Below are 12,046 nucleotides of genomic sequence, written 5' to 3' on the forward strand. Positions count from 1 at the left end.
CGCGTCGGCGAGAGCCCCGGCCCGTCCGGCCGCCGTCCGACGTCGGGGGAGCGTGGGACGGCGGCGCTGGGCGGGTGCGGCTACTCCGGCTGGTTCGGCGTGCCGCGGCCCAGCTGGTACGGCGTGGAGACACCCTCGTACATCAGGTGCATCACCATGCCGTTGGCAGCGTGGTCGAGATTGTGACAGTGATCCATCCACATGCCCGGATTGTCCGTACGGAAGGCGATCTCGTACACCTCGCCCGGGATGATGTCCAAACTGTCTATCCACCACGGCGAACCCGTCGCCGCCACCCCGTTGCGGGACAGCACGAGGGCGTGGTGGCCGTGCAGGTGCATCGGGTGGTTCTGGTGGCTCCGGTTGACGATCTTCACCTTCACCAGCTCGCCCTCGCGCACCATCAACGTCGGCGTGTCCGGGAAGCTGTGCCCGTTGATGATCGGCACCAGGTGCAGCCCGCCGTCGAAGAAGGACAGCCGGTCGTCGAGCAGCTGGGTGAAGGTCCGGTCGAAACGCGAGCCGGTGTCGAACGGGCGCTCGCCACCGGAGCCGTACGTGAGCGGGTCGAAGGTCGGGCCGTCGCCGACCACCTCGGGCGTCGACGAGTCGCCCGGCGGGGCGAGCACCAGGCCGCGGTCCTCGCGGGCGAGGTCGGTGACCCGGACGGCGTGCGACGGCATCGTGAACGTCACGTCGTACCGCCCGCCCGCCGCGAGCCCCAGCCGCGGGTCGGTGAGCGGCGTCGGCCCGGACACGTCGACCCCGTCGATCGCGACGACCCGCACCGGGGCGCCGTTGACCACGAGCTGCCGGGGCCGGCTGTCCGTCGCCGGGTTGTTGTCGGTGTTGATCAGCCGCAGCCGCACCGGCGTACCCGGCGCGATCTCCTGCCGCTGGAGCGTGTCACTGGTGCCGAACGCGACGATGTTCTCGTCGGGCGTACGCCACTCGTGCGGCATCACGACGACGTCGCGCTCCCCCGCCGGCGGCCCGGCGGCGGGCTCGACGATCAGCGCCCCGAAGAGCCCACGCCGGACGGCCTCCAGCGGATTCTGGTGCGTGTGGTACCAGAACGTGCCGACCTGCTCGGCCACGAAGCGGTAGGTGTGGCTGCCGCCCATCGCGACCGCGTCCTGCGTGGCGCCGGCCACCCCGTCCTCGCCGTTGGGCACGTCGAGCCCGTGCCAGTGGATGGTGACGTTTTCGTCCGGCATCTCGTTGCGCAGGGTCACCTCGACGAGCTCGCCCTGGCGCACCCGGATCTCCGGGCCCGGCGACTGTCCATTGTAGGTGAGCGCCTCGATCTCGGTGCCCGACGCCAGCCGCACCTTCGCCTTCCGCGCGGTCAACGTGTACGTCTTGTCGGGCGTGCCGGTCTGCGGCCCACGCAGTTCGTCGACCGACACCACCCGCCCGGCCGGTCCCGCGGCCCCGTGGCTGAGCGCGGTGCCGCCGCCGTAGTCGACGTTGCCGTGCGCGTTCATGCTCATCGTGTCGGGCAGCCGGCTGCTGCGCGCGACGAACACCACCGTGCCCACGAGGACGACGAGCACCACCGCGACCTGGACCGCGGCCCGCAGCGCCCGCGCCCCCGGGCCCCGGCGGGCGAAGCCGTCGGCGCGGACCGCGCGCAGGCGGTATCCCTGCCAGATCCACAGGAGCACCGCCGCGAAGACGATCGGCAGCCCGTGGGTGAGAACATCGTCGACATAGGACGGCACCGGCCGCGAGATGTAGGCGAAGTAGACCCCGACGACGGTGGCGACGGCCGTAACCTGGAACGGCACCACGAGCACCGGGTCCGCCGCGGCGGCCCGGACGGCGGCGTCCGGCGCCTCCACGTCAGCCGGCTCGGTGCGGGCCAGCGCCCGCAGCCGCGGCACCGACCAGACAGCCACGGCGAGCATCGGCAGGAGCAGCAGCGGCATCTGCACGATCACCCGGTTGTCCGCGAAGATCCAGTCGACCGACAGCATCAGCCCGATCGCCACACACTTGATCACCAACACCACGAGCGCGGCGATCAGCAGCCGCGAGAGCGCGCGGGCGCTACGCCGCAACGCCCGACGGGACGGCCGCCACGCGAGCCGCGTGGCGAAGATCGCCGCCGGTAGCCAGATCAGGAACAGGACACCAGCAAGGATCCCGTCCAGATTCTCCCCGATTTCGAACACGCGCTTCCCCCATCGAAATAGCCGCAGGGCTACGGTATGGACGCGCGCGGTCAAGGGGCATCCGGCGACGACCGGCAGCCCCATACGGCGATCGCCGTACATACCCAGCTACACCGAAACACCCGCCGTAGCCCCGGTCCGCGCCACCTGCGAGCGCGCCCAGCTCTTTCGCGGCCCCTGCGCCATCCTGACGCAGCGTCACCACCCCAGGGGCGAATCTAGAGACTTTTCGGAGTCGAGGCGGCCGGGCGCTAAGTTCCTTTTAGGACAAAGATTTGAGCTACCGCGATGTCCGTCGTGGTCCAGACCGCTGCTCCCGCGGCCTCACCCGTCCGCCGCTGGTCGCGGTAGCTCAAAATCTCTGTCTAAATAGGGCGGTCGAACCCCGACTCCGAAGCATACGGGCCGCGATCCAAGACGGACGTGGGCAAAAGGGGTGTCAGCCGGGTGCGACCAGGCCCGTCTGGTAGGCGAGCACGACGAGCTGGGCGCGGTCGCGGACCCGGAGCTTGGCCATCGCGCGGTGTACGTGGGTGCGGGCGGTCGCCGGGCTCATCGAGAGCCGCTGCCCGATCTCCTCGTTGGTCAGGCCGCCGGCGACGAGGCTCATCACCTCGCGTTCGCGGTCGGTGAGCACGGCGAGCCGGGCGTGGTCGGCCGGGGCGTGGGGGGCTCGGCTCACCAGGGCGCTGACCAGGCGGCTGGTGATGCGGGGCGAGATCAGCATGTCGCCGCCAGCGACCACGCGCACGGCCTGCCGCAGCTCCTCGGGCTCGATGTCCTTGAGCAGGAAGCCGCTGGCGCCGGCGCGGAGCGCTTCGAAGACGTACTCGTCGAGCTCGAAGGTCGTGAGGACGACCACCCGCGTCGCCGGAAACCTGGCGACGATGGCCGCGGTGGCCTTGACGCCGTCCATGACCGGCATGCGGACGTCCATGAGCACGATGTCGGGACGGGTCGCGGCGACGGTCTCGACCGCCTGCGCGCCGTTGGAGGCCTCGCCGACCACCTCGATGTCGTCGCTGTGGTCGAGCAGCCCGCGGAAGCCCGCCCGGACGAGCGTCTGGTCGTCGGCCAGCACCACGCGGATGGTCACGGTGACTCCTCCTCGATCGGCAGCCGGGCGAACACCCGGAAGCCGCCCGCTTCTCCCGGCGCGGCGGTCAGTGTGCCGCCGGCCGCCTCGGCGCGCTCGCGCATGCCGGCGATGCCGTGGCCGGGCTCGACCAGGGTCGCGCCGACGCCGTCGTCGACCACCTCGACCTCGACGGCGTCCATTGTGTACGCGATGCGGACGTCGGCGGTGGTGGCCTGTGCGTGCTTGACCGTGTTGGTCAGCGACTCCTGCACGATCCGGTACACGGACAGCGCCACCGCGGTCGGCAGCGGGCGCGCCTCGCCGGTGACCACCGGCCGGACCGTGACGCCCGACTGCTCGGCCACCGCGTAGACGCGGGCGAGGTCGGGGACGGTGCCGGCGTCGCGGAGCATGCCGACCACCGAGCGGATCTCGGTCATCGCGTCGCGGGCGGCGCCACGGATGCTGCGCAGCGCGGCGCGCGCGTCGGCGGGACGGCTGTCGAAGACGTCGTCGGCGAGGCTGGCCTGCACACTGATCGCGGCGATCGTGTGACCGAGCAGGTCGTGCACCTCGCGCGCGATGCGCAGCCGCTCCTGGGCGACCTCGTGCTCGCGCTCCTGCCGCATGACGGCGAGCCGGTGCTGCGCCTCGGCGAGGCGCTCCCGGCGGCTGCGGATCGTCTCGGCGAGCAGCACGACGGCGGCGAGCAGCGAACCCTCCTCGGCGGTGGCCGCGAGCACCGGGAAGAGGCCCTGGCCGAGGTAGAAGTATCGCACTATCAACTCGAGCGTGACGAAGAACCCGGCGACGGTGAGCGCCCAGGTGAGCCGTCCCGCCGCGGCGACCGCGTAGAGCGCGGCGGCCAGCGGCAGCGCGGGTGGGATGCCGGGGTACTCGAGCGCGTAGTAGATCATCAGCGCGGCGACGGAGCCGACCAGCACGAACAGCGGCCAGCGCCGGCGCCACAGCAGCAGCAGTCCGATCACCGCGCCGATCGCGTACGCGCGCGCGTCGGGCGGCCGCGCCCCGGGCTCGTCGGCGGTGTGGATCGCGACCGCGACCACCGCCGCCACCACGACCGCGAGGATCGCGTCGACCGCCATCGGGTGGAGGCGACCCGCTCCGACGAACATGACGCAACAGTACGGTCACCGCCCGTGGACCGCGGCCCCGGCGTTCACCGGGAGCCACGGTCCGGGGCGGAGAGCCTCAGCGGCCGAGTTCCAGCAGGGTCTGACCGGACTCGATCACGGTCGTGCCGGTCACCTTCAGGCCGACCTTCTCGCCCAGCTCGGCGTACTCGCGCCAGGTCCGCGCCTTGCCCGCCATCAGCGAGAGCAGCCGCAGGTCCATCTGGGTGATGAACATCAGGCGGGCGGGGTCGTCCGGGAAGTTGTCGTTCTCGTCCGCCACGAGGATCTGGACGACGAGCACCTTGCCGTTGTCGCCGACCGCCTCGGCGACCCGGCCGAGGATCTTCTCGGCGCCCGCGTCGTTCCAGTCGTGCAGCACGTTCGACAGGATGTACACGTCGGCGCCTGCGGGCAGCGGCTCGAAGATGCTGCCCGCGACGGTCTCGACCCGGTCGGAGATCCCCGCGGCCTCGAAGCGGGCCCGGCCCTGCTCCACGACACCGGGCACGTCGACGACGGTGCCGCGCAGGTGCGGGTTGGCCTTGAGGATCTCGGTGAGCAGCGCACCGGTGCCGCCGCCGACGTCGATCACGTGCTTGGCCGCGCTCCAGTCGTAGCCCTCGACGACCTTGCCGAAGTAGCTGGCGTGGGTGGCCATCAGCGCGCCGAACGAGGTGGCGCGGTCCGGGTTGGCGGCCAGGTCGTCCCAGAACGCGATCCCGTAGCGCTCCGGGTAGGCGGCGTCGCCGGTGCGGATCGAGTGGGTCAGCGAGCTGAACGTGCCCTCGATCCGGCCCGCCATCGAGTCGACGTCGAGCCACGGCCGCTGCGCCGCGGGGTGGTCCTTCTTGAGAAACTCGGCCGCTTCGGTCAGCGCGTACACGCGCGGCCCGACCTCTTTGAAGACGCCGCGGACCGCGAGGTAACGCATCAGCCGGTAGAGCGCGTCGGGGTCGGCCTTGGCCGCGACGGCGAGCTCGTCGAGCGTGTTGGTACCGGCGGCGATCAGGTCGGCGAGGCCGAGCGTGGCCGCGGCCCGCACCGCCCACGGCGTGATCGTATCGGTGAGAGCGTAAAGATTGACCCGATATTCCGTCATGGCGGGGAGCCTGGACCGCCGCTCTGGAGCGCCGCTCGAACGCGGGTCCAGACCACCGCGGTGCACCCGGCCTCCATTGGGTTTCGAGCCACGCGGTGCACGCTCCGCCGGTAAACGGTAGCCATGCGGAAAGGGAGACGATGGGCGCAAGCCAGCAGGAGCGCTCGGCGCTCGAAGTAATCATGGACCTGTTGCAGCAGAAGTGGGTCTACGAGCTGTTCGGCGAGATCGGCGCCCGCCAGAAGGCGTCGGCGGCGCACGTCGAGGAGCTGCGCGAGGTGGACGCGGCCGCGCACGTCTTCTGGCCGTTCCAGGCACCGCCGTTTCCGATCATCACGAAGTCGGCGAGCGGCTCCACCCTGACCGACATCGACGGCAACACCTACCTCGACTGCCACATGGGGTACGGCGCGCAGGCCCTGCACGGCCACAACCCGGAGCCGGTCGTCGAGTTCGTCCGCGAGCGCCTCGCCACGGGCACCGGCAACGGGTACACCAGCGAGCTGGAGCTCGAGCTGGCCAACCTGCTGCGCGAGATCACGCCGCACAACGAGAAGTTCGTGTTCCAGCACTCGGGCACCGGCGCGACGCAGGGGGCGATCCGGCTCTGCCGCGCGCACACCGGGCGGCGGATGGTCGCCAAGTTCGAGGGCACGCTGCACGGCTCGCACGACCTCGCCGTGCACAACACGGCACCGTGGTACCACGGGCACCCGGCGCTGCCGTTCCCGAAGATCAACCCGGACGGCACCATGCCGCTGATCTCGGCGTACACCGGCGTCCTGCCGGCCGAGCCGCGCGACCTGCTGATCCTTCCGTACGACACGGCGCAGGCCGTCGCGCTGATCGAACGGCACGCGGACGAGCTGGCCTGCGTGCTCACCGAGCCGGCCGCATCCTCGTTCCCCTTCGAGGAGACGACGATCCCGATGATCCGCGAGGTCGCGATCGCGTCCCGGCGGCTCGGCGTGCCGTTCATCCTGGACGAGGTGCTGACCGGGTTCCGTTCCGGGCTCGGCGGCGCGGCGCAGAAGTGGGACATCCCCACCGACCTGACCACGTACGGCAAGGTGATCAGCGGGCTCGGGCTCCCGCTCTCCGCGATCGGCGGGCGGGCCGACATCCTCGACCACACCCAGACGTCCGGGCAGGCGTTCACCGACTACGGGCAGAAGACCGGCCTCCAGGGCAGCCACACCGGCAACTACCTGTCGGTGGCGGCGTCGATCGCGACGCTGCGGCTCCAGCAGTCGAAGGGGCCGGGCTACTACACCGAGCTGCGGGCGAAGGTCGACCGCGTGCAGGCCCGGCTGGCGGAGTTCCGGAGCCAGCACGGCATCCCGCTGCGGATGGTGGGCTTCGGCGACTACGTCGGCTGCTTCCAGTTCCTGCCGTCCGACTCCTACACGGACTACCGGGTGTACTCGCGGGAGCTCAACCCGGCGACGTTCATGCTCAGCCTGCTGCTGCGCAAGCGCGACATCTACATGCTCGGCATGCCGCTGTGGTTCGCGGGCAGCGCGCACACCGACGCCGACGTCGACCGGATGACCGACGCGGTACTGGAGAGCACGCTGGAGCTCGCCGCCAACGACTTCCCGTTCGACCTGGCCTGGCCGGCGACCGACGGTCCGGCCTGGGAAGACGACGGCTCCTGGTCGTAGAAAGGCAGTTCCGCGTCGAGGGCCCGGGTCGCATCATGACCCGGGCCCTCTTCGTGTGCGGTACACGAGGGTACGTAAATACCCGTACTTGACTAATCGCACGCGACATCGTGTAGTCGAAGAGACGGCTCGCCCCATCTCCTGGAGGACCCGCGATGACACAGAGTTGGACCGACGATCAGGGCGCCGCACCGCCAAATCCGCGCAGGTGGCTGGTCCTGGCCGTCATCCTGGCCGGCGCGTTCATGATCTTGATGGCTACGACGATCGTCAATGTAGCCATCGCGCCGATCCAGCGCGACCTGGAGGCGACCTACACGACGATGGAGTGGGTCATCGCGGGCTACGCGCTCGGGTACGGCCTGCTGCTGGTCCCGGCCGGCCGGCTCGGCGACCGCTACGGCCACCGCAAGCTCTTCCTCATCGGCGTGGCCGGCTTCACCGCCGCCTCCGCCGCGTCCGCCTCCGCGACCAGCCCCGGACAGCTCATCGCCTTCCAGGCCGTGCAGGGCATGATGGCCGGCGTCCTCAACCCGCCGATCCTGGCGCTCATCCAGTCCACGTTCCCGGCGAAGGAGACCGGCAAGGCGTACGGCATCTACGGCGCGATCAGCGGCATCGCCACCGCCAGCGGCCCGCTCCTCGGCGGCCTCCTGATCGCCTGGGACCTCAACGGCTGGGACTGGCGGCCGGTCTTCCTGCTCAACGTGCCGATCGGCATCGCCACGTTCATCGCCGCGGCGGTGCTGGTGCCCGAGTCACGGGGCCGGCGCGGCGGCCTGGACCTCATCGGCATGCTGCTCGTCTCGGCCGCCGTCCTGCTGCTCGCGGTCCCGCTGGTCGAGGGACAGCGGCTCGACTGGCCGGCGTGGACGTTCGTCTCGATGGCCGCCGCGATCCCCGCGCTCGTCGCGTTCGCCGTCTGGGAGCTGCGCCGGGCCAGGCGCGGCCGGGTACCGCTGGTGAGCATGCGGCTGTTCGCGCACCGCTCCTTCACCGCCGGCGTGGCGATCAGCCTCTGCTACTTCGCCGGGTTCATCGGCCTGCTCTTCGCGCTCTCGCTGCACCTTCAGATCGGCCTGGAGAAGTCGGCGCTGATGGCCGGCCTCATCCTGCTGCCGTACTCGTTCGGCACGCTGGTCGGCGCCGCCATCTCCGACAACGTGGCCAAGGCCATGGGCCGCGCGGTGCTGCTGCTCGGCGCCGGCATCGTGATCGTCGGCATGGTGGGCATCATCGCCACGATCCACTGGTGGGGCTCCGACGTCGAGCTGCTACCCGCCCTCCTCTTCGCCGGCTTCGGCTCCGGCCTGGTGATCGCGCCGAGCGTCGAGATCGTGCTCGCCGGCGTGCCCTGGCAGGACGCCGGCGCCGCGAGCGGCGTGCTCGGCGGCGCCCAGCGGCTCGGGCAGGCGATCGGCGTCGCCGTGGCCGGCGTCGTCCTCTTCGGAGCGCTCGGCTCCTACGCGCCGAACGCGGCCGCCGACGCCACCCCGCAACTCCAGACGTCGCTCGTCGCGGCCGGGGCACCGCCGGCACAGGCCGAGGCCGCCACCGCGTCGTTCACCGACTGCTTCGTGCGACAGTCCCGGGCGTCCGACCCCACCGCCACCCCGCCCGGCTGCCCCCAGCCCGACGGCGGTGCCTTCGAGGCCGCGGCGGAGTCGGCCCTGGCCACGAACTTCAACCGCGCCGTGCAGTGGACGGTGGCCGCGGTGCTGGTGGGCGTGATCCTGACGTTCCTGCTGGTCTTCCTGCTCCCCCGCCGCCCCGACCAGCCCTGGGCGGACGCCAGCACCCCGGAGTGGCGAGTCACCCCCGCCGCGGCCGAAGCCACATCCTGACCGCCCGCGGGCGTTTTCGGGTCCGGCCCCGCACGGGGTCGGACCCGAAGCGCTCTTTTGAGACTGCCCCGTTCGTGCGCCCAGGCGGCGGTCGTTTGTCCACAATGTCCCTTGCCGAGGCGATGGGCGCCAGGCCGGACGGTGGCGCAGTCACCGGGAGTCACCGCCCCGATGTTGGTGACGGTGCGTCAGGATGTCGGCGGTGGCCGGGGGCTTGTCCCGCGGAGCTGGCAGTGGACGGCCGGGGATTTCGGCTCGCCCTGGCGAGCCGCCGGCCGGGAACGGTGCCCGCGGGAGCATACGGTCCGCAGCTGACGCGGACCTGGGAAAATCTGCCTCGAATCACCTGCCAGGACCCGCGCGTGCGGTCCGCGGGCGACACGGGCGAAGGCAGCGGCGGTCAGTCTGGGCTGACGGTCATCGGGGTGGCTTTGTCGGCCAGCAGCTCGGGGAGCTGGTCGAGCAGCTCGTCGTGCCACGCCAGCTCGGCCCGCAGGCGCAGCTCGGTGTGGCGAAAGCCGGTCCACTCCAGGCCGCGCAGGTGTGGCGCGGCCTCCTTGCGCAGCTCTTGCCAGGACGCGAGCTGGGCGGCGAGATCTTCGCGGCGCCGGGCGAGGATCGCACGTAGCGCGTCCTCGCCCAGGTCGATCGCGTTTTGCAGGGCCAGGTCGACCGGGTCGGGGCGCAGCCTCGTGTCGCGCAGCGCCTCGTCGCGGTGGCTGATCAGCTCGGCCCGGCCGGACTCGGTGATCGCGTAGATCGTCCGGGCCGGCCGGTTGCCCTCCTGCTCGGTGCGCAGCGCCTCGATGACGCCCTCGACCTGCATCCGGTGCAGCGCGCCGTAGAGCGAGCCAGGCTTGACGTCGCTCCACAGCTCGGTGCGGTCGATCTGGGCCGCGCGGCGGATCTGGTGACCGTGCATCGGGCCACCCCGTGCCAGCGCCCCGAGCACGAATAGGCGAGTACTATTCACGGGAATAGTCCAACACGAGTGCCCGTGTGCGGGCAAGCTCGACGAACGGCCAATCGATCCCTGCTCTATCCACTATGGACGGGCACCCGCGGCGAGATGAGCGACGCCGCGATGGCCTTGTTGACCGCGTCGATGCGGGAGACGGCGCCGAGCTTGGTGAAGATGTTTCGCAGGTGCCGCTTGACGGTCGCCTCGGAGAGGGAGAGCCGGCCGGCGATCTGCGCGTTGCTCATCGCCTGGCCGACCAGCTGGAGCACCTCACGCTCCCGGCCGGAGAGGGCGCCGGCCACTGGGCCCTGCACCTGGGTCAGGCTCTCCCGCGAGACGGCGAGCAGCACCGGGGCGTCGTCGGCCCGGGCGTTGCGGATCGCGGCCACCAGCTCCTGGCGGGTCGAGTTTTTCAGCAGGTAGCCGCAGATGCCGAGGGCCAGCAGCTCGCGGAGCAGCTGGGGGCCGTCGTACATGCTCAGGATGATCACGCGGCTCGCCGGCGCGACCGCCCGCATGCGGCGGACGGTGGTGGTCACCTCGTCGCCCGGGATCTGCACGTCGAGCAGCACGATGTCGGGCTGCCGGTCGCGGACGGCGGCCACGGCGGCGCCGCTGTCGCCGGCCTCGCCGACCACCGCGAGGTCGCGCTGGGCGTCGAGGATCTCGCGCAGGCCGTCGCGGACCACCACGTGGTCGTCGACGAGCACGATGCGGGTCGGTTCGAGCGCGACGGCGGTCACCGGGTGGCCCCTTCGCTGACCATCAGGGGCGCCACGAGCTCCACCGACGTGCCGCCGGTGCCGGCGCTGCCCAGCGCGAGCCGCCCGCCCAGCGCGGCCGCCCGCTCGGCCATCGCGCGCAGGCCGACCCCGCGTACGCGGGCCGTGTCGAACCCGACGCCGTCGTCGACGACGGTGGCCCGCAGCTCGTGTGGCGCGATGTCGACGACCGCGCGGATCGAGGTGGCACCGGCGTGCGCCAGCGCGTTGCGCATGGCCTCGCGGACCACCAGGAACACCTCGTCGAGCGCCGGCGGCGGCACCCACGACTCGTCGCCGTTGATCACCACGTCGACGCGGGTCTCGCCGGCGTCGACAGTGGACAGGAAGTTGGCCAGCGCGGTGTCCAGCGAGCCGAGCGGCTGGGCGAGCTGGAGGTCGGTGGTGAGGGCGCGCAGGTATCCGACCGCGTCGTGCAGGGCCTGGCGGGCGGTGACCACGCGCCGGTCGACCTCCTCGTGGCGGCGCTCGATCGCGAGCTCGTGCGCCTCGAGGTTGCGGTAGGCGGCGCTCAGGCTGTGACCGAGCCGGTCGTGCAGCTCGCGGGCGATGACCGAACGCTCGCCGACCTGCGCCTCGCGCACCTGGTTCATCAACGCGGAGGCGTGGCGGGTGCTCGCGTCGAGCAGGCGGGTCAGCACGACGCGGGTCAGCGCGCCGGCGACGAGCGCGATGAGCGGCGCGGGGTCGGAACGGCTGTCGAGGTCGGCCAGGACCAGGTCGGCGAGCGCGGACACCGCGCGGAAACACTCCCGCGGGTGCAGCTCGGCGCCCTCGGGTAACGGGGGCGGGACCACCGCCAGCGGGTCGGGCGGGGCGTCGCGGAGGTCGACACAGACCTGGCGGATGATCGAGTCGGCGTGGGCGACATAGCGGTCGGTGAGGCCGGTGTCGCCGACCAGGTCGTGGCCGGCCGCGTCGAACCGGCACCGGTACGCCGCCAGTATCGGCTGGCGCCGGTGCCAGAGATAGTCCGCGGCCGTGTCCCGCAGCGTGTCGCTGTGCTTGTCCATTCTGGATCCCCCCGGTTTTCGCTCTTCGCGCACTTCCACTCGCCGCCGCTCAGCTCCGGCACCAGGAACCCGGCAACCGGAACACTCTGATCCGATCAGCCCCCCGAGAGTTGTCTCAACCGAGTACTCGCATGAGTCTACGGCGCCGTCTTAGGCCGCCGAAAGCATCGAACCGTGGCTTCTAGTAATCGACACAGAACGAGAGGTGAACTTAATGAAACATGGTGCAAGTTCGATGGGAATTAGGCCCTATGGGCCCTAATAGCCACCATCTCCGGCAGACGCGACCAGC

At 71.3% G+C, this 12,046-nt stretch carries 9 protein-coding genes; 2 read left to right on the forward strand and 7 right to left on the reverse strand.

Annotated features, from left to right (window positions below):
• Positions 1-80 precede the first annotated feature (80 nt).
• The 4 genes from ACTMTJ_RS27345 to ACTMTJ_RS27360 form a co-directional block, all read right to left on the reverse strand.
• On the reverse strand, positions 81-2,177 hold the full coding sequence (locus tag ACTMTJ_RS27345) for a multicopper oxidase family protein (protein ID WP_441220837.1): 2,097 nt from the start codon (positions 2,175-2,177) through the stop codon (positions 81-83).
• A gap of 439 nt (positions 2,178-2,616) precedes the next feature.
• A complete protein-coding gene (locus ACTMTJ_RS27350; RefSeq protein ID WP_441220839.1) occupies positions 2,617-3,273 on the reverse strand; it encodes a response regulator in 657 nt (218 codons plus the stop codon).
• Entirely contained in the window at positions 3,270-4,391 is a 1,122-nt protein-coding gene (locus ACTMTJ_RS27355; RefSeq protein ID WP_441220841.1) for a sensor histidine kinase, read from the reverse strand. The genes ACTMTJ_RS27350 and ACTMTJ_RS27355 overlap by 4 nt, the downstream gene beginning before the upstream one ends.
• Before the next feature lie 76 nt (positions 4,392-4,467).
• Positions 4,468-5,490, reverse strand: coding sequence for a methyltransferase (locus ACTMTJ_RS27360; protein ID WP_441220843.1), 1,023 nt, complete (start codon positions 5,488-5,490; stop codon positions 4,468-4,470).
• Positions 5,491-5,630: 140 nt separating this feature from the next.
• On the opposite strand from ACTMTJ_RS27360, the gene ACTMTJ_RS27365 reads away from it, so the two are divergent.
• Together ACTMTJ_RS27365 and ACTMTJ_RS27370 are read left to right on the forward strand one after the other, a co-directional pair.
• Positions 5,631-7,154, forward strand: coding sequence for an aminotransferase class III-fold pyridoxal phosphate-dependent enzyme (locus tag ACTMTJ_RS27365; protein WP_441220844.1), 1,524 nt, complete (start codon positions 5,631-5,633; stop codon positions 7,152-7,154).
• Positions 7,155-7,309: 155 nt separating this feature from the next.
• The gene (locus ACTMTJ_RS27370; protein WP_441220846.1) at positions 7,310-8,998 is read left to right on the forward strand and encodes an MFS transporter; all 1,689 of its coding nucleotides are present in this window, start codon (positions 7,310-7,312) and stop codon (positions 8,996-8,998) included.
• Between the two features lie 400 nt (positions 8,999-9,398).
• Here ACTMTJ_RS27370 and ACTMTJ_RS27375 read toward each other — a convergent pair whose 3' ends face one another.
• The 3 genes from ACTMTJ_RS27375 to ACTMTJ_RS27385 all read right to left on the reverse strand — a co-directional run bounded on the left by ACTMTJ_RS27375 (position 9,399) and on the right by ACTMTJ_RS27385 (position 11,754).
• Positions 9,399-9,971: a PadR family transcriptional regulator gene (locus tag ACTMTJ_RS27375; RefSeq protein WP_441220848.1), complete on the reverse strand. Its 573-nt coding sequence runs from the start codon at positions 9,969-9,971 to the stop codon at positions 9,399-9,401.
• Between the two features lie 65 nt (positions 9,972-10,036).
• Entirely contained in the window at positions 10,037-10,702 is a 666-nt protein-coding gene (locus ACTMTJ_RS27380) for a response regulator (RefSeq protein WP_441220850.1), read from the reverse strand.
• Complete coding sequence (locus tag ACTMTJ_RS27385; RefSeq protein WP_441220852.1) at positions 10,699-11,754, reverse strand: sensor histidine kinase; 1,056 nt, start codon at positions 11,752-11,754, stop codon at positions 10,699-10,701. Before ACTMTJ_RS27385 ends, ACTMTJ_RS27380 begins: the two co-directional genes overlap by 4 nt.
• Positions 11,755-12,046: the final 292 nt, after the last annotated feature.

This window comes from Phytohabitans sp. LJ34, from assembly GCF_052068095.1.
Taxonomy (GTDB): Bacteria; Actinomycetota; Actinomycetes; order Mycobacteriales; family Micromonosporaceae; genus Phytohabitans.

Bases quoted from the DNA above. Each gene is read 5' to 3' on its own strand.
- ACTMTJ_RS27355 (WP_441220841.1), bottom strand. From the start codon at position 4,391: ATGTTCGTCGGAGCGGGTCGCCTCCACCCGATGGCGGTCGACGCGATC.
- ACTMTJ_RS27360 (WP_441220843.1), bottom strand. From the start codon at position 5,490: ATGACGGAATATCGGGTCAATCTTTACGCTCTCACCGATACGATCACG.
- ACTMTJ_RS27365 (WP_441220844.1), top strand. From the start codon at position 5,631: ATGGGCGCAAGCCAGCAGGAGCGCTCGGCGCTCGAAGTAATCATGGAC.
- ACTMTJ_RS27370 (WP_441220846.1), top strand. From the start codon at position 7,310: ATGACACAGAGTTGGACCGACGATCAGGGCGCCGCACCGCCAAATCCG.
- ACTMTJ_RS27385 (WP_441220852.1), bottom strand. From the start codon at position 11,754: ATGGACAAGCACAGCGACACGCTGCGGGACACGGCCGCGGACTATCTC.